The organism is Humitalea rosea (assembly GCF_003253705.1).
Classification (GTDB): domain Bacteria; phylum Pseudomonadota; class Alphaproteobacteria; order Acetobacterales; family Acetobacteraceae; genus Humitalea; species Humitalea rosea.
On sequence record NZ_QKYU01000012.1, the window covers coordinates 36106 to 60889 of the forward strand.

The window sequence follows — 24784 nt, forward strand, 5'->3', positions numbered from 1 at the left end:
GGGTCATGACCGACGAAACACCGCCGAAACACAGCCCGGTCGATCCGCGGCTTTTGGAAATCCTGGTCTGCCCGGTCACCAAGGGGCCGCTGCGCTATGATCGCGAGGCCGGGGAGCTGATCAGCGACCAGGCCGGGCTCGCCTATCCGATCCGCGACGGCATTCCGATCATGCTGCCGGACGAAGCCCGCCGCCTGGACGGCTGATGGACCACCCTGTCACGGAATTGCGGCTGCGGACGGCCGAGAAGGTGCTGGACGTCGCCTTCGCCGATGGCGCGCGGTTCAGCCTGCCGGCGGAATATCTGCGGGTCGAGAGCCCCTCGGCCGAGGTGCAGGGCCATGGCCCCGGCCAGAAGACCATCATCGCCGGGCGCCGCCATGTGAACATCATGCGGCTGGACCCGGTCGGGCATTACGCGGTGCGGATCGTGTTCGACGACCTGCACGACAGCGGCATCTACCCCTGGGCGACCCTGCGACGCCTGGGCGAGCGGCAGGCCGAGATCTGGGCCGCCTATGAAGCCGCGCTGGCCGAACGCGGGCTGTCGCGCGACCCGCCGAAGCGGCGATAACAACCCCCAGGAACCTCCCCATGCGCGCCCTGCTGCTTTGCCTCGCCCTGCTGCTGCCGGCCGGCCCCCTCGGCGCGCAGACCGCCGAGCCCTTCCGCATCCTCAACCGCACCGGCCAGCCGGCGACCGCACTCTACGCCGTGCGGGCGGGGCGGACGGACTGGGGCGGCAACCTGCTGACGCATGGGCCGCTGCCGGATGGTGGCGGCTTCCGGCTGCGGCCCAATGCCGATGCCGGCTGCCGCTTCGACCTGCGGCTGGTGCTGGCCGATGGCAAGGAAGCCCTGGTGCGGGGGCAGGAGGTTTGCGTCGAGCGCCAGATCATCCTGGATGCCGCCGCCGCGCGGGCGATCCGCTCGGGGGCCGCGGCCAATCCTCAGGCGCCGAACCGCCAGGCGCGGGCCAGCACCGGCACCGGCTTTACCGTCGCGCTCGATGCGATCCTGACCAATCACCACGTGGTGGAAACCTGCAATCGCATCCTCGTCCGCACCCCGGATGGGCGGTTCCTGGGCGCCACGCCGCCGGCGCGGGTGGACCGCCGGCTGGATCTGGCGCTGCTGACGGTGCCGGGGCTGGACCTGCCGCCGCTGGCCTTCCGCAGCACACCCGCGATCCGGCGTGGCGAGGGGGTGGTGGCCTATGGGTTTCCGCTGTCCGGGCTGCTGTCCTCCGACGCCAAGCTGACGCGGGGCGAGGTGAACGGGCTGAACGGGCTGCGCGACGACGCGACCCAGATGCAGATCAGCGCCGAGGTGCAGCCCGGCAACTCCGGCGGCCCGCTGCTGGATATGCAAGGGCATGTGGTGGGCGTGGTGGTGGCCAAGCTCAACGCCCAGGCGGTGGCGCGGCAGACCGGGGATATCGCCCAGAATGTGAATTTTGCCATCAAGGGCAGCGAGGCGCTGGGGTTTCTGCGCACGTTGAATGTGGCGCCGGTGCTGGCGGAGAGCCGGGGGGCGGAACGGAGCACACCGGATATCGGGGATATCGCGCAGGGATCGACGGTGTTTGTGCGGTGTGAGCGGTAGCCTCTACACCGTCACCCGCCGCACCCCCCGCAACGCCAGATTCCCCCCGACCCCACAAGCCGCCATCACCGCCATGGTCCCGATCCCGGCGCCGCCCTCGATCACCCCCACCAGCGCCGTCATCGCCGCGCCGAACCCCATCTGCAGCGCCCCGATCAGCCCGCTGGCGGTCCCGGCAAAGGTCGGGCGGACGCTGACCGCCGCCGCGATGGTATTGGGCTGGCCCATGCCATTGCCGAAGCCCACCACCGCCATCGGCGCGAAGAACAGCCACAGGCTGCCCGGCACCAGCAGCACCAGCGCGAGCCCGGCCACCGCGCCGATGGTGGTGATGGCCAGCGCCACGCTGATCATCCGCATCGAGCCCAGCCGCATCGACAGCCGCCCCGCCGCGAAGGACCCCGCCATGAAGGCGACCGACACGCCGACGAAGGCATAGGCGTAATCCTGCGGGCTGCGCCCCATGCCCTGCACCACCACGAAGGGCGCGCCGCCCATGAAGGCGAAGAACACGCCCGAGGTGCAGCAGTTCACAGCACCCAGCCAACGGAACTCCGGCACCGCCAGCAGCCCGCCGTAGGCGCGCAGCACGCCGGCGATCCCCGCCATCGGGGTGGGGCTGGCCAAGGTCTCGGGCAGGCGGAACCAGGTAGCGGCCGCGACCAGCGCGCCATAGCCGAAGCAGATCAGCATCCCCGCCCGCCAGCCGAGCGTCGCATCCATCCAGGCACCGAGCAGCGGCGCGAGCATCGGCGCCGCACTCATCGCCATGAGGACATAGGCGAGCACGCTGGCGGCGCGGTCGCGCGGATAGACATCGCGGATCATCGCGCGCCCGAGCACCATGCCCGCACAGCCGCCCATGGCCTGCATCACCCGCGCCACCGCCAGCCCGCCGATGGACTGCGCCGAGGCCGCGGCGAGGGTCGCGACCAGATAGATCGCAAGCCCGACCAGCAACACCGGCCGCCGCCCGAAGCGGTCCGAGGCCGTGCCGTAGAACATCTGCCCCAGCGCCACCCCCGCGAGGTACAGCGTCAAGGTCAGCTGCACCGCCGCGTTGCTGGCGCCGAACTGCTCGCCCAGCCGCGGCAGCGAGGGCACCAGCACCTGCATGGTGAAGGGGCCGATGGCCGTCATCGCCACCAGCAGCCAGGTGGCGGGTGTTGGTTTCACAGGATGCTTTGGCCGGTCTTCTTCCAATCGGCGAGGAAGGCCTCAAGCCCACGATCGGTCAGCGGGTGCCTGTAGAGCTGGCGGATCACCGACGGCGGCAGGGTCGAGACATGGGCGCCCAGCTTGGCGGCCTCGACCAGATGGATCGGATGGCGGATGGAGGCGACCAGCACCTCGGTTCGCAGGTTGGGGTAGTTGCGGTAGATGGTCATGATGTCAGCGATCAGCTTCATGCCGTCCTGCGCGATATCATCCAGCCGGCCGACGAAGGGCGAGACGAAACTCGCGCCAGCCTTGGCCGCCAGCAGCGCCTGGGCGGGGGAGAAGCACAGCGTGACGTTGACCAGGGTGCCCTCGCTCGTGAAGGCCTTGCAGGCGCGCAGGCCGGCTTCGGTCAGCGGCACCTTGATGCAGACGTTCTTGGCGATGTCGCGCAGGAACTTGCCCTCGGCCAGCATGCCCTCGAAATCGGTCGCGGTGACCTCGGCGCTGACGGGACCTGGGGTGATGGCGCAGATCTCGGCGATGACCTCGGCCATCTTGCGGCCGGATTTGGCGATGATGGAGGGGTTGGTGGTGACCCCATCGACCATGCCGGCCTCGGTCAGTGCCTTGATGTCCGCGATATCGGCGGTATCGACGAAGAATTTCATGGGGGGTCTCCGGAGGATGGGCTCAGGCCGGGCATAGCGGATGGCAGGCGCCCGGCGAACCCCCGTTCACGTGAAAGCAGCATCGCTGCTACCGGAGGATGTACCGCGCCGCATCCGCGTGCTGCTGCCGCTGCCGCTCGCGGGCGCCTATGATTACCGCGTGCCGGAGGGGCTGGCCGTGCCGCCGCCCGGCAGTTTCGTCGAGGTGCCGCTCGGCGGGCGCGAGGTCGCAGGCGTGGTCTGGGATGGGGAGGCCGATCCCACCCTGCCCGCCTCGCGGCTGAAGCCGCTCCTCCGCGTCTTCGACTGCCCGGCGATGACCGCACCGCTGCGGCGCCTGGTGGATTGGATCGCGAGCTACACCCTCTCGCCCCCCGGCGCCGTGCTGCGGATGACGATGAGCGCGCCCTCGGCCCTGGAGCCCGCCGCCCCCACCGCCGGCTGGCGCCGCGCCGATCCGCCGCCCCCCGCCGCGCGCATCAGCCCCGCACGCGCCCGCGTGCTGGCGCTGGTCGCCGATGGCGCCCCCCATGCGGGCGGGCTGCTGGCGGAGGCCGCGGGCGTCGGCCCCGGTGTGGTGCGGGGCATGGCCTCGGCCGGGTTGCTGGAACCGGCGCTGCTCCCGCCCGATGCGCGCTTCGCCCGCCCCGACCCCGCGCATCAGGGCTCGGTGCTGACCGAGGGGCAGGCCGATGCCGCCCGCGCGCTGCGCGCGGCCGTCGCCGAGCATGGCTTCTCCGTCACTTTGCTCGCCGGCGTCACCGGCTCGGGCAAGACCGAGGTCTATCTGGAAGCGGTGGCCGAGGCGCTGCGCGCCGGGCGGCAGGCGCTGGTGCTGCTGCCGGAAATCGCGCTCTCCACCCAATGGCTCGACCGTTTTTCCGCGCGCTTCGGCTGCGCGCCGGCGCTGTGGCATTCGGAACTGACCCCGCGCACCCGGCGCGACACCTGGCGCGCGGTGGCGGAGGGGGCGGCGCCAGTCGTGGTCGGCGCGCGCTCGGCGCTGTTCCTGCCCTTCCCCGACCTCGGCACCATCATCGTCGATGAGGAGCACGAGACCTCCTTCAAGCAGGAGGAAGGCGTCGTCTATTCCGCCCGCGACATGGCGGTGGTGCGGGCGCGGCTCACCCGGGCGGCGGCGGTGCTGGTCAGCGCCACGCCCAGCCTGGAAACCCTGACCAATGCCGAGGCCGGGCGCTACCGCCTACTGCATCTGCCCTTGCGCCATGGCGCGGCGGGGCTGCCGCAGGTCTCGGCGATCGATCTGCGGACCTGCCCGCCCGAACGCGGGCGTTTCCTCTCGCCCGCATTGGTCGAGGCGGTGAACGCGACCATCGCCCGCGGCGAACAGGCGATGCTGTTCCTGAACCGGCGCGGCTATGCGCCGCTGACGCTGTGCCGCGCCTGCGGGCACCGCATGCGCTGCCCGAACTGCACCGCCTGGCTGGTCGAGCACCGGCTGCAACGCCGGCTGCAATGCCACCATTGCGGCCATGCCGAACCGATCCCCCCCGCCTGCCCGGCCTGCGGTGCGGAGGGCACGCTGGCCGCCGTCGGCCCCGGCGTGGAGCGGGTGCAGGAGGAAGCGGCCGAGGTCTTCCCCGATGCAAGGCGCATCGTCATGGCCTCCGACACCATCGCCGGCCCCGCGGCGGCCAGCGAGGCGGCGCGGCGCATCGTGGATCGCGAGGTCGATCTGATCATCGGCACCCAGATCGTCGCCAAGGGCTGGAACTTTCCTGACCTGACCTTGGTCGGCGTGGTCGATGCCGATCTCGGGCTGGCGGGCGGCGACCTGCGCGCGGCGGAGCGCACGGTGCAGTTGCTGCACCAGGTCTCGGGCCGCGCCGGCCGCGCCGATGCGCCGGGGCATGTGCTGCTGCAAACCTGGAACCCCGAGCATCCGGTGATGCAGGCGCTGATCGGCGGCGACCTCGATGCCTTCATGCGGGCCGAGGCGGACCAGCGCCGCCCCGGCCACTGGCCGCCCTTCGGACGCCTCGCCGCGCTGATCGTCAGCAGCGAGGATGAGGCGGCGGCGGATCGCGCCGCGCGCGACCTCGGCCGCGCCGCGCCGCAGGGCGATGGCTTCGAGGTGCTGGGCCCCGCGCCAGCGCCCTTGGCCCTGCTGCGCGGGCGGCACCGGCGGCGGCTGCTGCTGAAGGCGCGGCGGGATATCGCGGTGCAGCCGATCCTGCATGAATGGCTGGCGCGGGTGCCGGTCTCGAACCAGGTGCGGGTGCAGGTGGATGTGGACCCGGTGGGGTTCCTTTAGCCGCTGCCGATGTTTATCCCTGCCCGATCCCCGATCGAGGCGCCCCATGTTCCCCTCCAAATCCGACCTGACCATCTGCTTCGCCCACCCGGCCTATCGGTTTCAGGAGCGTTTCGAGGCGCTCGGCACCGGGCTGCGCATCATCCAGGTGCGAGATCGCGCCAGCCTGGAGCAGCGCCTGGGCGAGGCGGATGTGCTGGTCATCTCCGGATTGTGGAAGAACGATTTGATCCCCTTGGCCACGAAGTTGCGCTTCGTGCAGTCGGTCAGCGCCGGCGTGGACCAGTATGGGCAGGACGCGTTCCGCGCCGCCGGCATCCGCCTCGCCAGCGCCCAGGGCGCCAATGTCCGCGCGGTGTCCGAGCATGCGATGTCGCTGATCCTCGCCCTCGCCCGCCGCCTGCCGGAGGCGCGCGACAACCAGGCCCGCAAATTCTGGCGCGGCATGGTCGGCGATTTGTCGCTGCGTGAGGATGAGCTGGGCGGCAAGACCCTGCTCGTCGTCGGCATCGGCGGCATCGGCGGCAGGCTCGCGCGGCTTGCCAAGGCCTTCGACATGAACGTCATCGGCATCCGCCGTGACCCGGCCGGCGGACTGAACGGCGCGGATGAAGTCCACGCGCTGAGCGCCTTGAAGGATCAGATCCCCCGCGCCGATTACGTCGCGCTGACCTGCCCGCTGACGCCCGAGACCACCGGCATCATCAATGCCGAGACCCTGGCGCTGATGAAGCCGTCGTCCTTCCTCATCAACGTGGCGCGCGGAAAAGTCTGCGTGGAGGCGGATGTCGCCGATGTCATGGCGCGCGGCGCCATCGCCGGCGCTGGGCTCGACACCTTCGAGGGTGAGCCGCTCTCGCCCGACAGCCCGCTCTGGACGATGCCGAATGTGATCATCACCCCGCATAGTGCCGGCGAGACCCGCCGCTACGAGGACAATGTCATCGCGCTGCTGCTGGAGAACCTGGACCGGCTGGGGCGTGGCGAGACGGTGCTGAAGAACCAGATCGTCTGACCATGGACTATGCCGCCCTCGGCGTGGTGCCGGTGATCAACGCCTTCGGCACCAACACCCGGCTTTCGGGCGGCGTGCTGGCACCGGCGGTGGTGGCGGCGATGGCGGCGGCCAGCACCGCCACGGTGGATATGCTGGACCTGCAGGCCGCCGCCAGCCGCGTCATCGCCGGGGTGACGGGGGCGGAGGCCGGGATCGTGACCAGCGGCGCCTCGGCCGGCATCCTCCTGGGGGCGGCGGCGTGCCTGGCGGGGCTGGATCTTGGCGCGATGCAGCGCCTGCCCGATACCAGGGGCATGGCGCGCGAGATCGTCGCGATCCGCAGCCAGCGCAACATGTATGACCGCGCGCTGCGCGTGGCTGGCGCGCGGATCGTGGAGGTCGGCATCCCCGACCGCTTCTCCGGCCCCGGCGTGCGCGATGCGGCGGCGTGGGAGGTCGCGCAGGCGATCCGCCCCGGCCGCACCGCCGCGATCTATTATCTGGCAGGGCCGCACAGCGAACCCTCGCTGCCCGAGATCGTCGCGGTCGCCCGCGCGCATGGGCTGCCGGTGCTGGTGGATGCCGCGGCGCAACTGCCGCCCGCGACCAACCTGCGCCGCTTCCTCGAGGAAGGCGCCGATCTGGTCGCCTTCAGCGGCGGCAAGGCGATCGGCGGGCCGCAGGCCAGCGGCATATTGTGCGGGCGGCGGGATCTGGTCGCCTCGGCGCTGGTGCAGATGCTGGACCTGGACCTGCCCGAGGATCAGTTCGAGGTGCCGCCGGAATTCGCCCCGCTGGAGGCCCTCGGCGGGCTGCCGCATCACGGCATCGGCCGCTCCTGCAAGGTGGGCAAGGAGGAGGTGATGGGGCTGCTGACCGCGCTTGTCGCCTTCGCCACCGCCGAACCGGCGGAACGCACCGAGATCTGGACCGCGCGGTTGCAGCGGCTGAAGCGGCGGATCGGGCCTTTGCCGGGGCTGTCGTTGGTCGCCGATGGCGCCAAGCCCGGGCTGCCCCTGCTGGAACTGCGCTTCGGCGATGCGGCGCGGGCCGCCGCCGTGGAGGCCGCCTGCCGCGCGCATAGCCCGGCGGTACATCTGGACGCCGGGCGCCTCCGCCAGGGCATCCTGGCGGTGAACCCGATCGCCTTGCTGGACCGCGACCTGCCGGAGCTGGCCGCGGCCCTGCGTCTGGCCTGTGGCTACTCCGCCAGCGACATCCCCAACGCCGGCTTCACATCGGCGGGCAGCGGGCAGACATAGGGGCTTTCCGCCATGCGGGCCGCGTGCTCGGCCTTGGCGCGGGCGATCAGCTCCGGGTTCTTCAGCGCATCCACCGCGGTGCCGGCCATGATCTTGGCGACATGCACCATGCCGGCATGCGCCGCCGGGTTCTTGCCCTGCGCCGTCAACTGCCAGGAATGGCCGGGCGTGCCGATCGCATAGGTCGCGCCCCGCGCCTGCACGGTCGGCACCTTCCAGGACACGTCACCGACGTCGGTCGAGCCGACGCCGGTGCCGCCGGCGCTCGCACCCATCGGCACGATGGCGTCGCACAGCGTCAGGCCCTTCTGCACCTTCAGGCCGTGGCGGCGGAAGGCGGCGGCGATGTCGTCCGAGGTCAGGGTCTTCTGGATCTCGGCGGCGAAGGCGCGATCCTCATCGGTGAACTGCGGCGGGCCGAGGCGATCGAAGTTCTCCTGCATCGCCTGCTCCATCGGCCCATTGCCGACAAGGTTGGACACCGCGCTGATGACCTGCGTGGTGACCGTCGTGCCGGTCATCAGCGCCGCACCCTCGGCGATCTTGCGGACCCGTTCCACCACCGGGGTCAGCGTCGCCAGATCCACGGCGCGGATCAAATAGCGGACCTTGGCCGAGGACTGCACCACGTTCGGCGCGATGCCGCCGGCGTTCAGATAGGCGTAGTGCAGGCGGCAGTCGGAGGGGATGTGCTCGCGCAGGTAGTTCGCGCCGACGCTCATCAACTCGACCGCGTCCAGCGCCGAACGGCCCAGATGCGGTGCGCCCGCGGCATGGGCGGCACGGCCGGCGAAGGTGAAGTCGATGCGGGTATTGGCCAGCGACTCGGCCTCGTTCACGCCGGAAAAGGCGGCCGGGTGCCAGGAGATCGCGATGTCCACATCGTCGAAGGCGCCTTCGCGGACCATGAAGCCCTTGGCGGCGCCGCCTTCCTCGGCGGGGCAGCCGTAGTAGCGCACGCGGCCCGGCAGGCCGTTCTCGGCCAGCCAGTCCTTGACCGCGGCGGCGGCCATCAGGCTCGCGGAGCCCAGCAGGTTGTGGCCGCAGCCATGGCCGCTGCCATCGCCCGGCACCGGGCGGTGCTCGGCGACGCCGGCTTCCTGGCTGAGGCCCGGCAGCGCGTCGTATTCGCCGAGGATGGCGATGACGGGACCGCCCTCACCGGCCTCGCCCATCACCGCGGTCGGGATGCCGGCGACGTTCTGGGTGACGCGGAAGCCCTCGGCCTCCAGCATGGTGGTGTGTTCGGCGCAGGAGCGGGTCTCGGCGTAGCAAAGCTCCGGCATGCCCCAGACCCGGTCGGCGAGGCCGACATAGGGGTCGCGCCGGGCGTCGACATGCTGCCAGATGGTTTCGGTATTCTTCATCGCCGGGCTCCTTGGAAGGCGCCAAGTTTTCGCACGGGCGGGTGCGTTGCGGAAGCTGGCGCGGGGGGGCGTGGCGGGGTTAGCCTCGCCCATTCCCGGAGACCCAGCCATGCTCGACCGTCGCAGCTTCCTTGCCGCCACCGCCGGCGGCGCCCTGCTGAACTACAGCAGCATCGCCCACGCGCAGTCCCCCACCGGCGCCATCGTCATGGCCAAGGTGATCGACGACATGACCAGCCTCGATCCGCATGAATCCTTCGAATATTCGGGCAATGAGGTCTGCGGGAACGTCTACCAGAAGCTGGTGAACACCCCGAACAGCGATCCGGGGCGGCTGATGGGGGAGCTGGCCGAATCCTGGGAGGTGTCGCCCGACGCCAAGACCTTCACCTTCAAGATGCGGCAGGGGGCGAAATTCTCCTCCGGCGCCGCGGTGACGGCCGAGGATGCGGCGTTTTCCCTGCAACGCGCGGTGATCCTGAACAAATCGCCGGCCTTCATCATCAACCAATTCGGCTTCACCAAGGACAATGTGGCGCGGCTGATCCGGGCGAGCGACCCGGCCACCCTGGTCATCACCCTGGAGGCCCCGACCAGCCCGAGCTTCTTCCTCTATTGCCTCTCGGCCAATGTTGGCAGCGTGGTGGAGAAGGCCGTCGCCTTGCAGCGCCAGCAGGGCGAGGATCTGGGCAATGCCTGGATGAAGCAGAATTCGGCGGGGTCGGGCGCCTATCGGCTGGTGTCCTGGCGGGCCAGCGAATCGGTGACCCTGGACGCCAACCCTCATGCCGCGACACCCCCGCGCACCCGCCGTTTCCTGATCCGCCATATCGCCGACCCCTCGGCGCAGTTCCTGGGCTTGCAGCAGGGCGATTACGACATCGCGCGGGACCTGGGCTCGGACCAGATCCGCGGGCTTCAGGGCAGCACCGCCTTCAAGCTGCTGACCAATCGCCGCGCCAGCCTGATGTATCTGGCGATGAACCAGAAGAACGCGAACCTCGCCAAGCCGCAGGTGCGGCAGGCGGTGAAATGGGCGATCGACTACGCCGGAATCCAGACCAATCTGGTGCCCTTCACCTTCGCGGTGCACCAGACCTTCCTGCCCGAGGGCTTCCCCTCGGCGGTGAACGACACGCCGTTCCACCAGGATGTCGCCCGCGCCAAGGCGTTGCTGGCCGAGGCCGGGCTGCCGGACGGCTTCGAGGTGACGATCGACGTCCAGGCGTCCCAGCCCTATGCCGATATCGCCCAGGCGGTGCAGGCGAACCTCGCCGCCGTCGGCATCCGTGCCCGCGTGCTGCCGGGCGAGCAGCGCGCCGTCATCACCAAGACCCGCGCGCGCCAGCATGAGATGGCGCTGCTGCGCTGGGGGGCGGATTACTTCGATCCGCACACCAATGCCGAGACCTTCTGCATGAACCCCGACAATGCCGATGGCGCGCGCAACCGCACCCTCGCCTGGCGGTCCTCCTGGCAGAACGAGGATCTGACCGCGCGTGCCGTCGCGGCGGTGAAGGAGACGGACACGGCCAAGCGCTCCGAGATGTACGCCGCCCTGCAACGCGACCACCAGGCGCAAAGCCCCTTCGCGATCATGCTGCAGGAGATCGAGGTGGTGGCGATGCGCGCCAATCTGACGGGCTTCGATCTCGGGCCGATGTCGGATCGCGGCAACTACCGCAACACCGCGAAGGGGTGACGTCGCGGCTGCGCGCGCTGGCGGCGACGGCCGCCAGCGTCCCGATCACTTTGTTCGGCCTCGCGGTCGTCACCTTCCTGATCGGGCGGGTGGTGCCGATCGACCCGGTGCTGGCGATCGTCGGCGACCGGGCGCCGCAGGATGTGGTGGAGCGGGCACGGCTGGAACTGGGGCTGGACCAGCCCCTGCTGGTGCAGTTCTGGCACTACCTCGGCCAGATCCTCTCGGGGGATCTGGGACGGTCGGTGATGACCGCCAATCCGGTGACGCAGGACATCGCGCGCTACTTCCCCGCGACCTTCGAACTGGCCACGGCGGCGATCATCCTGGCGGTGCTGATCGGGGTGCCGCTCGGCGTGCTGGCGGCGACGCGGCAGGATTCCTGGATCGATCAGGCGGTGCGGCTGTTTTGCCTCGCCGGGCATTCCGTGCCGGTCTTCGTGCTCGCGCTGCTGTCGCTGATGGTGTTTTACGCGACGTTGCATTGGGCGCCGGGTCCGGGCCGGCAGGGCATTCTGTTCGAGGATATGGTCGATATCCGCACCGGGCTGCTGACCGTGGATACGGCGCTGGCCGGGGATTGGCCGGCGTTTCGCGATGCGCTGTGGCATCTGGCGCAGCCGGCGGGCGTGCTGGCGCTGTTCTCGCTGGCCTATATCGCGCGGATGACGCGGGCCTTCATGCTGGCGGAGCTGCGCCAGGAATACATCACCACGGCCCGGGCCAAGGGGCTGTCGCCGCTGCGCATCGTCTGGCGCCATGCCTTCGGCAATGTGCTGGTGCCTTTGGTGACCGTGCTCTTCCTCACCTATGCCGGGCTGCTGGAAGGTGCCGTGCTGACCGAGACGATCTTCGCCTGGCCGGGGCTTGGGCAATATCTGACCGTGTCGCTGCTGAACGCGGACATGAACGCGGTGCTGGGCGCGACCCTGGTCGTCGGGCTGATCTATGTGGCGCTGAACCTGCTGGCCGATTTCCTCTATCGCGTGATGGATCCCCGGGTGTGACGACGCGGGCCTGGTTGCTCTCCGACACGCCGGCCTCGCGCCGGCAGGCGGTCTGGGGCCGGCGCTACCAGGGCTGGCTGGCGCTGAAGCGGAACCCGCTGGCGGTGGCGGGCCTCGTCATCGTGCTGCTGATGCTGGCGATGGCGGCGGCGGCACCGATCCTCGCGACGCATGATCCGGGCGCGCAGAACCTCGCGAACCGGCTGCAACCGCCCTCGGCGGCGCATTGGTTCGGCACGGATGAGCTGGGGCGCGATGTCTGGTCGCGGGTGCTGTTCGGCGGGCGGCTGACGCTTGGGATGGTGGTGGCGGTGGTCGCGCTGGTCGCCCCCATCGGGCTGATCCTGGGCGCGGTCGCGGGCTATGCGGGGGGCTGGCTCGACCGGGTGCTGATGCGGGTGACGGATGTCTTCCTCGCCTTCCCCCGGCTGATCCTGGCGCTGGCCTTCGTCGCGGCGATGAAGCCGGGGGTGGAAAGTGCCGTCATCGCCATCGCGCTGACCGCCTGGCCGCCCTATGCGCGGCTGGCGCGGGCCGAGACGCTGATGGTCCGCAACGCCGATTACATCGCGGCGGTGCGGCTGACCGGGGCCTCGGGGGCGCGGATCGTGCTGCGGCATGTGCTGCCGATGTGCCTGGGCTCGCTGGTGGTGCGGGTCACGCTGGACATGTCCTCGATCATCCTGACGGCGGCGGGGCTTGGCTTCCTGGGGCTCGGGGCGCAGCCGCCGCTGGCGGAATGGGGGACGATGATCGCGACCGGGCGGCGCTTCATCCTGGAACAATGGTGGGTGCCGCTGGTCCCCGGCGTCGCGATTTTTCTCATCTCGCTGGCCTTCAACCTGCTGGGCGATGGCCTGCGCGACGTGCTGGACCCGAAGCAGCGATGAGCCAGCCCTTGGTCACGATCGACGACCTGCACGTCGATTTTCCCGGCCGCAACGGCTGGCAGCCGGCGGTGCGGGGGGTATCGCTGAATCTGGGCCGCGAAAAGCTCGCTATCGTCGGGGAATCCGGCTCGGGCAAATCCGTCACCGGCCGGGCGCTGATGCGGCTGCTGCCGCCGGCCGCACGGGTCCGCGCCGCCGCCCTGCGCTTCGATGGCATCGATGTGCTCAACGCCCCTGAACGCCGGATGCGCGACCTGCGCGGCGGCCGCATCGGGCTGATCCTGCAGGACCCGAAATACGCGCTGAACCCGGTGATGACCGCAGGCCAACAGATCGCCGAGGCCCTGCGCGCGCATCAGCGGATCGGAAGGCGGGAGGCGGCCGAGCGCGCCATCACCTTGCTGGAACAGGTGCAGATCCGCGACCCCGGCCGCGTCGCCCGCGCCTATCCGCATGAGCTGTCGGGCGGCATGGGCCAGCGGGTGATGATCGCCATGATGCTGGCCCCCGGCCCGGACCTGCTGATCGCCGACGAGCCGACCAGCGCGCTGGACGCCAGCGTGCAGGCCGAGATCCTGCGCCTGCTGGACGAGTTGGTGGAGCAGCGCGGCATGGCGCTGATCCTCATCAGCCATGACCTGCCTCTGGTCTCGCGCTTCTGCGACAAGGTGGTGGTGATGGTGGGCGGCCGCGTGGTGGAACAACTGGCCGCGCGCGACCTGGCCCAGGCGAGCCATCCCTATACGCGCGGGCTGCTGGACTGCCTGCCCTCGCTGACCCATCCCCGGGCGCGGTTGCCGGTGCTGACGCGCGACCCGGCCTGGTTCGCATGATCACGGCCGAGGCGCTGCACGTCCGCTTCGGCGCCGTGCATGCGGTGCGCGGCGTGTCGCTGCGCGTTGACCCCGGCGAGAGCTTCGGCCTGGTCGGCGAGTCCGGCTCGGGCAAATCGACCGTGCTGCGGGCGCTGGCGGGGCTGACGCCGGTGTCGGAAGGCCGCCTGGTCATCGACGGGCAGGATCTGGCGCGCGGCCGCGACCGCGCCTTCTTCCGCAAGGTGCAGATGGTCTTTCAGGACCCCTATGGCTCGCTGCATCCGCGCCAGACGATCGACCGCATCCTGGCCGAACCCTTGCTGGTGCACGGGCTGCCGGAGGCGCGGATCGCCCGGGCGCTGGAGGAGGTCGCGCTCTCCCCCGCCCTGCGCTACCGCTTCCCGCACCAGCTTTCGGGCGGGCAGCGGCAGCGGGTGGCGATCGCGCGCGCGCTGATCGCCGACCCTTCGGTGCTGCTGCTGGATGAACCGACCAGCGCGCTGGATGTGAGCGTGCAGGCCGAGGTGCTGAACCTGCTGGCCGATATCCGCGCCGCGCGGCAGCTCACCTTCATCCTGGTCTCCCACAACCTGCCGGTCGTGGCGCATCTCTGCGGGCGGATCGCGGTGATGCAGGGGGGGCAGATCGTCGAGACGCTCGATGAGGCGAGCCTGCGCGCAGGCATCGCCTCGCACCCGCATACGCGGGAGCTGATCGCGCTCTCGCGCGACCTCGAAGGCGCCTGACGCTTACCGCTGCGGGCGCGGCCCGCGGGTCGGGGGCGAGCGGCGCGGCGGGGCCGCGGCCACGGGGCCGGCGGCCCGCACCGGCTCGGCCGGCTCGATCGTGATATGCGCGTCATCCTCGCCCGGACGGCCCGCCGCGTGAAAGAAGCGCTCGGCGGCGTAGGAGGCGACCTCGAAGCGCGTCTCACGCTCCATGATGCGGATGCGGCCGATTTCCTCACGCGTCACATGCCCGCGGCGGCAGAGGAAGGGCAGCACCCAGCGCGGATCGGCATTCTGGTTGCGGCCGAGGTTCATGCGGAACCAGATGCCCTCGACCGCTTCCTGCGGCGGGCCTTGGTGGGCGGCCGGGCGGGCGGCATTGTCGCGGTCGCGCGGCGCGGGGCGTTCGTCGATGCCGGCCAGTTCCTCGGGGGCCGGCAAAGGCGCGCGCATCACATGGACCAGAAGGGCGGCCAACGCCTCGGGCGACCGGCCTTCCAGCAGGGTCTTGCCCAGGGCCAGATCCTCGGCGTCGGGCTCCTCGGCCAACATGCCGATGGCATTGGCGACGATGCGCTCGCCGTCCTTGGCATGGATGGATTCGGCGGTGGGCGCCGGCATCCAGGTCGCCTTCAGGCGGGCGGCGAGCAACAGGCGCTCGGCGGAGCGGCGCCGGTTGTGCGGCACCATCATCGCGCTGATGCCTTTTCGGCCCGCGCGGCCGGTGCGGCCGCTGCGATGGAGCAGGGTCTCCGGGTCCTTCGGCAGTTCGGCGTGGATCACCAGGGCGAGGTCGGGCAAGTCGATGCCGCGGGCGGCCACATCCGTCGCCACACAAACCCGCGCCCGGCCATCGCGCAGCCCCTGCATGGCGCGGGTGCGCTCGGCCTGGGACAGCTCGCCCGAGAGCGCCACGGCGGCAAAGCCGCGCTCCACGAGGTTGGCATGCAGCCGGTTCACCGCGGCGCGGGTGGTGCAGAACACCAGCGTGCTGCGGCTGTCGTAGTAGCGCAGGGCGTTGACCACGGCGCGCTCGACCTCATGCGGGGCGATCAGCAGCGCCTGGTAGTCGATGTCGCCATGCTGGTCGCCCTCGCCGGAGGCGGCGATGCGCATCGCATCGCGCTGATAGCCCTTGGCCAGGGCCGCGATGGCGCGGGGCACCGTCGCGGAGAACAGCAAGGTGCGGCGGCTGGACGGGGTGGTTTCGAGAATAGCTTCCAGATCCTCGCGGAAGCCGAGGTCGAGCATCTCATCCGCCTCGTCCAGCACCACCACCTTCATGGCGGCGGGGCGAAGCTGGCCGCGCTCCAGATGGTCGCGCAGACGGCCGGGCGTGCCGACGACGATATGGGCACCCTGGGCCAGGGCCCGGCGCTCGGAGACGGGATCGACCCCGCCGACGCAGACCACGACCCGGCCGCCGGCGCGGGCATAGAGCCAGGCGAGTTCGGTCTGCACCTGCATCGCGAGTTCGCGGGTGGGCGCCACGACCAGGGCGAGCGGCATGCCCGGGGGCGGCAGGCGCTCCAGGTCGCCCAGGATCTCGGCGGCCATCGCAACACCATAGGCAACGGTCTTGCCAGAGCCGGTCTGGGCGGAAACGAGCAGATCGCGGCCGAGGGTCTCGGGCTGCAGCACGGCGTTCTGAACCGAGGTGGGTTCGGCATAGCCGCGCTCGGCAAGGGCTGCGAGCAGCGGCGGGGAAAGTACGGGAAAGGGCATGGAGGCGTCCTAGAGCAGCTTCTTGCGGGGGAACGCCAAGCGTCCGGGCCCGGCCGGTGAAGCGGCCAAATCGTCGGTCAATCACAGGGCACGACGAGCTGCCGAGTGTCGCGGACGGCGTCGTGGGCGGAGGGGAGGCAGGCACGGCACTCCCGGCCGCACGCCCCTTCGCGTCGGCAAGCGCATAGGCCGTGCGGCGGCAAAGGGGAAGCCTTGGTTTTGCTGGGCTGGCGCCCCGCTGACGCGGGGGGTTAGGGTTCGCTCGGCGACCGCTGGCCGCGCTGGCTGCGGGCGGCGGCCACCAGCCGGTCCAGCATCTGCATGAATTGCTCGGCTTCGGAGGGTGCGAGGTCGCGCAGCAGATGCATGTCCAATGCGCGATCATGCGGCGACATCGCGGCGCACAGCTCCTCGCCCTGCACCGTCAGGCGCAGTGCCTGGCGGCGGATATCGCCGGGGGCGGTCTTCCGCGAGAGGTAGCCGCCGCGCTCCAGCACGCGCACGGCGCGGCTGATCGCCATCTTGTCGAGGCCCAGCTCCTGCGCCAGCTCGCTGCCGGAAATGCCGGGCTGGTCGCGCACGCTGAGGAGCACCCGCCATTCGGGGAGGCTGATGCCCCAGCGGTGCTCATGCACGCGCGCGAAAGGCTTCGCCGCCAGGCTGACGAGAAGGAGAAGCCGCGACAGCGCAGGCGCGTCTGCCGACGACAAGGTCGGTGCTTGCATATCCACGAGAATCACCTTGCCATGCCGCGGGTAACATTATCGCGAGAAATACATTAAATCCTAGTTATTTATCGCGCTGCGGACCGCTGTGCGCCCTGCGGTGAAATTGATCCCAATGTCATGCCCAATCCTGCGGCAACCGGACACACTGGGTCCATGGACAGCCTTCACCGTCATATCCTCGACCTGGACCGTCGCGGCCTGCTGCGGGGCGCGACCGCCCTTGCCGCCTTGGCCGCGATCGGCCCCGCCCGCGCCCAGATGGTGGCGGAGGCGGGGCGCGATCCCTTCACCCTCGGCGTCGCCAGCGGCGATCCCTGGCCGGATGGTGTGGTGCTCTGGACCCGCCTCGCGCCCGAACCGCTGGCCCCGATGGGCGGGCTGCTGCCTGTCGCGCGGCCGGTTGGCTGGGAGGTCGCGAAGGATGACGGCTTCACCCGCATCGTCCAAAGCGGCATCGCGCTGGCGCGGCCCGAGCTGGGATTCGCGGTGCATGTCGAGGTCACGGGCCTCGCCCCTGCCCGCCCCTATTGGTACCGCTTTCGGGCGGGGGCGGCGGTCTCGGGTATCGGCCGCACCCGCACCGCCCCCACGCCCGACGCCATGCCCGACCGCTTTCGCGTGGTGAATGCCGGCTGCCAGCATTGGGAGCACGGCCATTTCACCGCCTGGCGCCACATCGCCGAGGAACCCGATCTGGATGTAGTTTTTCATTACGGAGACTACATCTATGAATACGCCGGGCGGCAGCCTGGATCACGCGGCTGGGGCCCAGCCATCCGTAGCCATGCCGGGGCGGAGACCTACACGCTTGAGAATTACAGGCAGCGTTACGCACAATATCATACCGATCCAGACCTGATTGCCGCCCACGCCGCCCACCCCTTCATCGTGAGTTTCGATGACCATGAGGTGGACAACAACTGGGCCGGCCGCATCAGCGAGGAGGATGGCTCCGCCCGCCGCCCCGTCGCGGTGCCGCCCGAGATCTTCGCCCTGCGCAAGGCCGCCGCCTTCCAGGCCTGGTATGAGGCGATGCCCGTCCGCGCCTCCATGCTGCCGCGCGGCGACACCATCGGGGCGCATCGCCGGCTGCGCTTCGGCCGGCTCGCGACCCTGCATGCGCTGGACACCCGCCAATACCGCGACGACCAGCCCTGCGGCGATGTGACCGGGCGGCCCTGCGATGCCGTCCTGCGGCCCGATGCCCAGATGCTGGGCGCGGCGCAGGAGGCCTGGCTGCTGGACGGGCTGGCCGAGCGCCCCGCCACCTGGGAGATCCTGGCGCAGCAGGTGATGATGATGCGGCGCGAGCTGCCCAATGACGCCATCAGCATGGACAAGTGGGACGCCTATCCCGCCGCCCGCACGCGGCTGCTGACCGGCCTGCGCGACCGCCGCATTTCCAATGCCGTGGTGCTGAGCGGGGATGTCCACACCGCCTGGGCCGGAAGCGTCACCGCCGAGGACGGCTCTGCCATCGCCACCGAATTCACCGCCCCGTCCGTCACCAGCGAGGGCGATGGCAGCGAGATCCAGAACAGCACGCCCGAGATCCTGCGCCGCAACCCCCACATCGCCTTCTTCAACAACCGCCGCGGCTACACCCTGCATGAGGCGACGCCGGGGCATGAGGCGACGCCGGGGCGGATGGAGACGGTGTTCCGCGCCGTCCCCTTCGTCACCCGCCCCGATGCCCCGCGCGAGGACAAGGCGCGTTTCGTGCAGGAAACCGGGCAGGTGACGTTGCATCGCGCCTGATTCGGGATTGGGGTAGCGCCCAATCACGGAGACACGGACATGGCACGCATCGGCTTCGTCGGCTTGGGCAATATGGGCGGCCCCATGGCCCGCAACCTTGCCAAGGCCGGGCATGAGGTCCGCGCCTTCGACCTTTCGGCAGCGGCCATGGCGGCGGCCACCGGCTGCACCCCCGCGGCCTCAGCCGCCGAGGCGGCGACGGGGGCGGATTTCGTCATCACCATGCTGCCGGCCGGGCGGCATGTGCGGGATGCCTGGCTCGGCGCCGGCGGGATGGCGGCGGCGGCGGCCCCGGGCGCGGTGCTGATCGATTGCTCGACCATCGACGTCGCCACGGCGCGGGAGGTCGCGACCGGCCTGCCGATGCTGGATGCCCCGGTCTCGGGCGGCACCATGGGGGCGGAGAATGCCACGCTGACCTTCATGGTCGGCGGCCCCGATGGGGCCTTCGCGGCGGCCGAGCCGATCCTGCAGGCCATGGGCCGCAGCATCGTGCATTGCGGCGAGTCGGGTGCGGGACAGGCGGCCAAGGCCTGCAACAACATGCTGCTGGCGATCAGCATGATCGGCACCGCCGAGGCCTTCGTGCTCGCGGAAAAACTCGGCCTGTCGCATCAGGCGCTGTTCGATGTCGCCTCGAAATCCTCGGGCCAGTGCTGGGCGCTGACGACCTATTGCCCGGTCCCCGGCCCGGTCCCGGGCAGCCCGGCCAATCGCGACTACGCGCCGGGGTTCGCGGGTGCGCTGATGGAGAAGGACCTCGGCCTCGCGCAGCAGGCGGCGCAGGAGACGGGGGCGGCGACTCCGCTCGGGGCGCATGCGCTGGAGCTGTACCGTCGCTTCGTCGCCGAAGGCGGCGCGCAGACGGATTTTTCCGGGATCATCCGCATGCTGCGCGGGGCGGCTTGACGCGGCCCGCCGGCGGGGGCCTTCCTTTTCGCAAACCAAGGGTGCCGCAGCCATGAGTGCAGGGGTTTCGGATCGACAGTTGCGGCTGGGCGTCTTCGTGCAGGCCGCCGGGCATCACGTCGCCGGCTGGCGCCATCCGGAGGCCATCCCTGGCGGGCCCGACCTCGCGCTGATGCGGCACATCGCCACGGCGGCCGAGCGCGGAAAATTCGACATGTTCTTCCTCGCCGATAATTTCGCGACGGGCTACGCGGAGCACCCCTCCTCGATCGGCAAGTTCGAGCCGCTGACGGTGCTCTCGGTGCTCTCGGCCCACACGACGCATCTGGGCCTCGCCGCCACCGCCTCGACGACCTATTCCGAGCCGTACCACATTGCCCGCGCCTTCTCCTCGCTGGACCATCTGTCCGGCGGGCGGGCCGCCTGGAATGTCGTCACCACCTCCTATCCGAAGAATGGCGCGGTCTTCGGCCGCCAGCACCCGTCGCATGCCGACCGCTATGCGATCGCCGAAGAATTCGTCGAGGCCTGCTTCCAGCTCTGGGATTCCTGGGACGACGACGCCTTCGTCATGGACAAGGTGCGTGGCACCTTCGTGCGGCCGGGTTCGCTGCATGCCCCCGACTTCCACGGCAAATATTTCACCGTCACGGGCGGGCTGAACCTCCCGCGCTGCCCCCAGGGCCATCCGGTGATCATCCAGGCCGGCAGTTCCGCGACGGGCCAGGCGCTTGCCGCCCGCACAGCCGAGGTGGTGTTCACCGCCCAGAACAGCCTGGGCGACGCGCAGGACTTCTATCGCGGCCTGAAGGCGCAGCTTGCGCAGCACGGGCGACGCGAGGAGTCGCTGAAGATCATGCCCGGCTTCATGCCGGTCATCGGGCGGGATGAGGCGGAGGCCAAGGCGCTCTTCGCCGAGCTGAACCGAAACTTGGACATGAAGCAGGCCAATACCGTGCTCTCCGACCGGCTGGGGACCGACATGTCCCGCTTCGACCTCGACGGGCCGGTGCCGGACCTGCCGGAGAGCGACCACCTCAAGAGCCGCGCCCTGCTGCTGTTGGAAATGGCGCGACGTGAGGGGCTGACGCTGCGTGACCTCTGCTACCGCGTCGCTGCCGCGCGCGGCCATCTGATGGTGGTCGGCACGCCGGTGCAGGTGGCGGACACAATGGAGCTTTGGTTCCGCGAGGGCGCGGCCGACGGCTTCAACATCATGCCGCCCTTCTTCCCGGGCCAGTTCGACGCCTTCGTCGATCAGGTCGTGCCGATCCTGCAGGAACGCGGGCTGTTCCGCCGGGACTACGAGGGGACGATGCTGCGCGACAATCTCGGCCTCGCGCGGCCGGCAAGCCGCTACGCGACGCAGATGGAGAGCGCGGGAGAGTAATCGCCTCCGACCGCGCGCGAAGGTCTCACACCGCCGGGCGCAACAAATGCGGCCCGAGGTCATCCAAGGTCGGCGCCCCCAGCAGTGCCATGCCGCGCCGGACTTCCTCGGCCAGCAGGCTGATGGCATGGGCCACCCCAGGCTGGCCGCCGATGGCGGCGGCATAGATCATCGGCCGCCCGACCCAGACGAATTTCGCGCCCAGCGCCAGCGCCTTCAGCACATCCGTCCCGCGCCGGACGCCGCCATCCAGCATCACCGGCATCTCCCCGGCGGCGGCGACGATCTCGGGCAGCACCTGCAACGGGGCCACCGAGAAATCGAGCTGCCGCCCGCCATGGTTGGAGACGATGATGCCATCCGCGCCCTCATCCGCCGCGCGGCGGGCGTCCTCGGCGGCCAGGATGCCCTTGACCACGATCTTGCCCGGCCAGCGCCGCCGCATCATCGCGAAATGCGCCCAAGTCAGCCGGTCGCGCGCACCCAGGGCGCGGACGAAATTGCGCGAGACCAGCGGCACGCCGCGCACCGCATCCATGTTCTCGATATGCGGCATGCCATGGGTCATCAGCGTGCGGGCGAAGGTGCCGAGCAGCCAGCGCGGACGGATCGCACTGTCCCAGGCCAGGCGCGGCGTCGGCTTCAACGGCATGGAGAAACCGCTGCGGACATTGTTCTCGCGGTTCGGCAGCACCGCGGTATCGGCGGTCAGCACCAGCGTCTTGAAGCCGGCGGCGGCGGCGCGGTCCACGACCGGCAGGATGCGGTCCTCCTCGCCGGGCAGATAGGCCTGGAACCAGGCATCCGGATTGGCGGCGACGAGATCCTCCATGCGTATCAGCGAAGCGCCGGAGACGATCATCGGGATGCCGGCGTCGCGCGCGGCCTCCGTCAGCACCATGTCGCCGCGATAGGCCGCGAGCGCGCTGGCCCCCATCGGCGAGATGCCGAAGGGCTGGGCGCAGGCCTGGCCCATCAGCATCGTCGCACCCGACCGCGCCCCGGTATCCACCAGCACCCGCGGCACGAAGGCATGGGCGGCGAAGGAGGCGCGGTTGGCGCGGACGGAGGAATCCGTCTCGGTGCCGCCCTGGATATAGCCGAAGATCGGGCGCGGCAGATGCCGGCGCGCCGCCTCCTCGAAATCCTCCAGCGACAGGATCTTGCCGAGGCGCCCGCGCGTCGCCGGCGGCCGCGAGGCGGCGAAGGGACCGGTGTTGCTCATGCCGTCTTCGCCTGCCGCTTTTCCATCGCGTTTCGGATCAGCGCCGCGCCGCGATAGGCGCCATGCACCATCTTGCTGTAGGGCAGCACCAGGAAGAAGGCCAAGACGAAGCCGAGGTGGATCACCAGCAGCACCCCCATCGCCCCGGTGTGCCGCAATCCCAGCAGCACCAGCCCGGTCATCGCCACCATCCACAGCAGCATCAGCAGCGCGTATTCGCCGCCGAGCACCGATTTCGCGATGGGCCCCGGATCGGCGACGATTTTCATCCAGGTGAGGCCGGTGGCCCCGATCACCATCCCGATCCCGCCCAGAGTGCCGAGCAGCACCGGCAGGCTCCAGAAGCCATAGGGCGCCTGCCAGCCGAGGAAGTGATCGTAGATCGTGGCCACGCTGGTCGCGGCGAAGCAGAGCCCGAAGCCGTAGAACAACGCATGATGCAGGTGCCGCTTGCCCTGGCTGAAGCGTTCGCCGATGTCGTTGCAGCCATGCCCGCCGCCGCCGAGGTTGGCCAGGGTCAGGATGTCGATGGTGCCTTCGGCGATCGGCGCGGGGGCGGGGCTGCCGCCCCCGGTGTCCTTCCAGAATTTGGCGACGCCGACGCCCATGGCGACCAGCGCGAAGACGAAGCTCAAGCCCGCGATCGCCGCCATCAGCCCCCAGGGGATGATGCGGTAGAAGGCGCCGGGGCCGGAGTGCTGGCCATAGAAGACCGCCGGGTCCTTCCAGGCCATGGTCCCCAGCAGCAGCACGATCACCGACAAGGCCGCGACCAGCGAGACGATGGTGCCGTTGCGCTGGAACACCGCGCCCATCGGCTGCGGCCAGGCGTAGTCGGCGTAGGAGTCCTGCCGCAGCCGGGCGAAGGTCTCCGGCACATTGACGCCGAAGGCATGCGGCGGCGCGTATTGGCAGGCGTGGTAGCAGCCCTTGCAGCCATGGCAGAGGTTCGCGAGGTAGGAGAGGTCGCCCGCCGAAAAATCCCGCCGCAGCGCCATCGCCGGGAAGACGGCGCAATAGCCCTCGCAGTAGCGGCAGGCGTTGCAAACCGCCATCTGCCGCCGGGCTTCGCCGACCGCTTCAGTTTCGCGCATACTTGGCTGCTCCCTCGCCGGCCAGACGGCCAAACACTGTTCCGATGGTCATGCCGAAGCCGGCCAGATAGCCCTGGCCCAGGATATTGCCGGCCATCACCTCGCCCGAGGCGAAGAGGTTCACCGAGGGCTTGCCGTCCGCCATCTGCACCCGCGCCTGATGGTCCACCTTCAGCCCGAGGTAGGTGAAGGTGATCCCTGGCCTGAGCGGGAAGCCGTAGAAGGGGGGCGTGTCGATCAGCCGCGCCCAATGGCTTTTGGGCGGGGTCAGCCCCTCGGTCCGGCAGTCGTCCAGCACCATGCCCTGGAAGGTACCGCCCGGGACCACCGAGGCGTTGAAGGCGCGCACCGTCTCGGCGGCGCGCGTGGGGTCGAGCCCCATGGCGACGGCGAGACCCTCGATCGTATCCGCCTTCAACGGCGGGAAGACGGACGGCAAAAAATTCTTCACCGCCTTGCTGTCGGTCATCGCGAAGGCGACCTGCCCCGGCTGCTGCGCGATCAGCCGGCCCCAGATGGCGTAGCGCTTGGGCCAGACATCCTCGCCCTCATCGTAAAAACGGTTGCCGTCGCGATCGACGACGACGCTGAAGGGCACGCAATCGAGCCGCATCGCCAGCCCGCCGTCGAATTGCGGCGCGCGGGCGTCATTGGCGACGGCATGGAACTGGGTGGGGTCGCCGACCGGGGCGGCGCCGCGGGCCAGAAGGTCCTTCAGCACGCGGCCTTGCGCATAGGGGGTGCCGCGGATCTGGAAATTGTCGGCGGCCTCGCCCCAATATTCCTTCAGCCAGGCGACATTGGCCTGGAACCCGCCGGAGGAGACCACCACCGCCTTGGCCCGCACCGTCTGCGGCCAGCCGCGGCACGACACCTCGGCGCCGCGGACGAAGCCATCCTCCAGCAGCAGGGACTGCACCTCGGTATCGTAGAACACCTCGACGCCCAGGCGCTGCGCCGTCGCATACATCGCATTCACCAGCGCCTTGCCGCCGCCGAGGAAGAAGGCGTTGGTGCGCGACAGGCTCAAGGTCCCGCTCAGCGAGGGCTGGAACACGACGCCGCAAGAGGCGAGGAAGCCCGGCGCGTGCTCCGAGGCACGGATGGTCGCACGCGCCATGCTCTCATCGGTCTTGCCGGCGGTGACGCGCAGCAGATCGTCCCAGTATTCGTCTTCCAGGTAGGACTCAGTCAGCACCTGGGTCGGCTGCGGATGCAGCGCGCGCAGGTTGCGGGTGTGGCGGCTGTTGCCGCCGCGCATGTCGCGCGGCGCATGTTCCAGCAACAGCACGCTGGCGCCCGCCTGGCGGGCCGTGATCGCCGCCGAGAGTGCCGCATTGCCGCCACCGACCACCAAGACATCATAGACCCGATCGGTCGCGATCATTTCCGCCATACGGTCTCCCCTTGCTGTCACAACATGCCGTCAAGTTTCACAAGCCGCCATCCCCAGGCTTGGCGATGCCCGATGCGGCGTG

22 protein-coding genes are annotated in these 24784 nt (G+C 70.1%); 14 read left to right on the top strand and 8 right to left on the bottom strand.

The window, feature by feature from the left end; all coding sequences use genetic code 11:
* Positions 1 to 5: 5 nt before the first annotated feature.
* From C8P66_RS11680 to C8P66_RS11690, 3 genes are read left to right on the top strand one after another with little or no spacing between them, the layout of a single operon-like run.
* Entirely contained in the window at positions 6 to 206 is a 201-nt protein-coding gene (locus C8P66_RS11680; protein ID WP_111398445.1) for a Trm112 family protein, read from the top strand.
* On the top strand, positions 206 to 574 hold the full coding sequence (locus tag C8P66_RS11685) for a gamma-butyrobetaine hydroxylase-like domain-containing protein (RefSeq protein WP_111398446.1): 369 nt from the start codon (positions 206 to 208) through the stop codon (positions 572 to 574). Before C8P66_RS11680 ends, C8P66_RS11685 begins: the two co-directional genes overlap by 1 nt.
* A 20-nt stretch (positions 575 to 594) precedes the next feature.
* Positions 595 to 1605 (top strand): S1C family serine protease, encoded by a 1011-nt coding sequence (locus tag C8P66_RS11690; RefSeq protein WP_111398447.1) that lies wholly within the window; start codon positions 595 to 597, stop codon positions 1603 to 1605.
* A gap of 3 nt (positions 1606 to 1608) precedes the next feature.
* Here the strand turns inward: C8P66_RS11690 and C8P66_RS11695 are convergent, their stop codons facing one another.
* The gene (locus C8P66_RS11695; RefSeq protein WP_111398448.1) at positions 1609 to 2781 is read right to left on the bottom strand and encodes a multidrug effflux MFS transporter; all 1173 of its coding nucleotides are present in this window, start codon (positions 2779 to 2781) and stop codon (positions 1609 to 1611) included.
* Positions 2778 to 3434: a fructose-6-phosphate aldolase gene (gene fsa / locus C8P66_RS11700; RefSeq protein ID WP_111398449.1), complete on the bottom strand. Its 657-nt coding sequence runs from the start codon at positions 3432 to 3434 to the stop codon at positions 2778 to 2780. The genes C8P66_RS11695 and fsa overlap by 4 nt, the downstream gene beginning before the upstream one ends.
* A gap of 40 nt (positions 3435 to 3474) precedes the next feature.
* Here fsa and C8P66_RS11705 point away from each other — a divergent pair, with 40 nt between their 5' ends.
* Genes C8P66_RS11705 through C8P66_RS11715 form a run of 3 tightly spaced genes read left to right on the top strand, consistent with a single transcriptional unit; the run spans position 3475 to position 7968 of the window.
* A complete protein-coding gene (locus tag C8P66_RS11705; protein WP_111398450.1) occupies positions 3475 to 5709 on the top strand; it encodes a primosomal protein N' in 2235 nt (744 codons plus the stop codon).
* Positions 5710 to 5755: 46 nt separating this feature from the next.
* On the top strand, positions 5756 to 6724 hold the full coding sequence (locus C8P66_RS11710; protein WP_111398451.1) for a D-2-hydroxyacid dehydrogenase: 969 nt from the start codon (positions 5756 to 5758) through the stop codon (positions 6722 to 6724).
* A 2-nt stretch (positions 6725 to 6726) separates the two neighbouring features.
* Positions 6727 to 7968 (top strand): selenocysteine synthase, encoded by a 1242-nt coding sequence (locus C8P66_RS11715; protein WP_111398452.1) that lies wholly within the window; start codon positions 6727 to 6729, stop codon positions 7966 to 7968.
* On the opposite strand, the gene C8P66_RS11720 is transcribed toward C8P66_RS11715, so the two are convergent.
* Entirely contained in the window at positions 7908 to 9335 is a 1428-nt protein-coding gene (locus tag C8P66_RS11720) for a M20 family metallopeptidase (RefSeq protein WP_111398453.1), read from the bottom strand. The two genes, C8P66_RS11715 and C8P66_RS11720, sit on opposite strands and share 61 nt — an antisense overlap.
* A 109-nt stretch (positions 9336 to 9444) precedes the next feature.
* Here C8P66_RS11720 and C8P66_RS11725 point away from each other — a divergent pair, with 109 nt between their 5' ends.
* Genes C8P66_RS11725 through C8P66_RS11745 form a run of 5 tightly spaced genes read left to right on the top strand, consistent with a single transcriptional unit; the run spans position 9445 to position 14495 of the window.
* Positions 9445 to 11037, top strand: a complete 1593-nt coding sequence (locus C8P66_RS11725) for an ABC transporter substrate-binding protein (RefSeq protein WP_111398454.1) — start codon at positions 9445 to 9447, stop codon at positions 11035 to 11037.
* A complete protein-coding gene (locus C8P66_RS11730) occupies positions 11034 to 12044 on the top strand; it encodes an ABC transporter permease (RefSeq protein ID WP_111398455.1) in 1011 nt (336 codons plus the stop codon). The genes C8P66_RS11725 and C8P66_RS11730 overlap by 4 nt, the downstream gene beginning before the upstream one ends.
* Positions 12041 to 12934, top strand: coding sequence for a nickel transporter permease (nikC, locus tag C8P66_RS11735; protein ID WP_111398456.1), 894 nt, complete (start codon positions 12041 to 12043; stop codon positions 12932 to 12934). The genes C8P66_RS11730 and nikC overlap by 4 nt, the downstream gene beginning before the upstream one ends.
* Positions 12931 to 13767: an ABC transporter ATP-binding protein gene (locus tag C8P66_RS11740; RefSeq protein ID WP_111398457.1), complete on the top strand. Its 837-nt coding sequence runs from the start codon at positions 12931 to 12933 to the stop codon at positions 13765 to 13767. The genes nikC and C8P66_RS11740 overlap by 4 nt, the downstream gene beginning before the upstream one ends.
* Positions 13764 to 14495, top strand: coding sequence for an ABC transporter ATP-binding protein (locus C8P66_RS11745; RefSeq protein WP_111398458.1), 732 nt, complete (start codon positions 13764 to 13766; stop codon positions 14493 to 14495). The genes C8P66_RS11740 and C8P66_RS11745 overlap by 4 nt, the downstream gene beginning before the upstream one ends.
* A 3-nt stretch (positions 14496 to 14498) precedes the next feature.
* Here C8P66_RS11745 and C8P66_RS11750 read toward each other — a convergent pair whose 3' ends face one another.
* The gene (locus C8P66_RS11750) at positions 14499 to 16202 is read right to left on the bottom strand and encodes a DEAD/DEAH box helicase (protein ID WP_111398459.1); all 1704 of its coding nucleotides are present in this window, start codon (positions 16200 to 16202) and stop codon (positions 14499 to 14501) included.
* 251 nt (positions 16203 to 16453) lie between these two features.
* Complete coding sequence (locus C8P66_RS11755; RefSeq protein WP_158537221.1) at positions 16454 to 16912, bottom strand: MarR family winged helix-turn-helix transcriptional regulator; 459 nt, start codon at positions 16910 to 16912, stop codon at positions 16454 to 16456.
* A gap of 171 nt (positions 16913 to 17083) precedes the next feature.
* On the opposite strand from C8P66_RS11755, the gene C8P66_RS11760 reads away from it, so the two are divergent.
* From C8P66_RS11760 to C8P66_RS11770, 3 genes are read left to right on the top strand one after another with little or no spacing between them, the layout of a single operon-like run.
* Complete coding sequence (locus tag C8P66_RS11760) at positions 17084 to 18688, top strand: alkaline phosphatase D family protein (protein ID WP_111398461.1); 1605 nt, start codon at positions 17084 to 17086, stop codon at positions 18686 to 18688.
* A 39-nt stretch (positions 18689 to 18727) separates the two neighbouring features.
* Positions 18728 to 19597: a 3-hydroxyisobutyrate dehydrogenase gene (gene mmsB, locus C8P66_RS11765; RefSeq protein WP_111398462.1), complete on the top strand. Its 870-nt coding sequence runs from the start codon at positions 18728 to 18730 to the stop codon at positions 19595 to 19597.
* A 52-nt stretch (positions 19598 to 19649) separates the two neighbouring features.
* Positions 19650 to 20987, top strand: coding sequence for an LLM class flavin-dependent oxidoreductase (locus C8P66_RS11770; protein WP_111398463.1), 1338 nt, complete (start codon positions 19650 to 19652; stop codon positions 20985 to 20987).
* A 25-nt stretch (positions 20988 to 21012) separates the two neighbouring features.
* Here the strand turns inward: C8P66_RS11770 and C8P66_RS11775 are convergent, their stop codons facing one another.
* The 3 genes from C8P66_RS11775 to tcuA are packed head-to-tail and all read right to left on the bottom strand — an operon-like array spanning position 21013 to position 24693.
* Positions 21013 to 22212: an alpha-hydroxy acid oxidase gene (locus tag C8P66_RS11775; protein WP_111398464.1), complete on the bottom strand. Its 1200-nt coding sequence runs from the start codon at positions 22210 to 22212 to the stop codon at positions 21013 to 21015.
* On the bottom strand, positions 22209 to 23306 hold the full coding sequence (tcuB, locus tag C8P66_RS11780; RefSeq protein WP_111398465.1) for a tricarballylate utilization 4Fe-4S protein TcuB: 1098 nt from the start codon (positions 23304 to 23306) through the stop codon (positions 22209 to 22211). Before tcuB ends, C8P66_RS11775 begins: the two co-directional genes overlap by 4 nt.
* A complete protein-coding gene (gene tcuA / locus C8P66_RS11785) occupies positions 23293 to 24693 on the bottom strand; it encodes an FAD-dependent tricarballylate dehydrogenase TcuA (protein ID WP_111398554.1) in 1401 nt (466 codons plus the stop codon). The genes tcuB and tcuA overlap by 14 nt, the downstream gene beginning before the upstream one ends.
* Positions 24694 to 24784 lie beyond the last annotated feature (91 nt).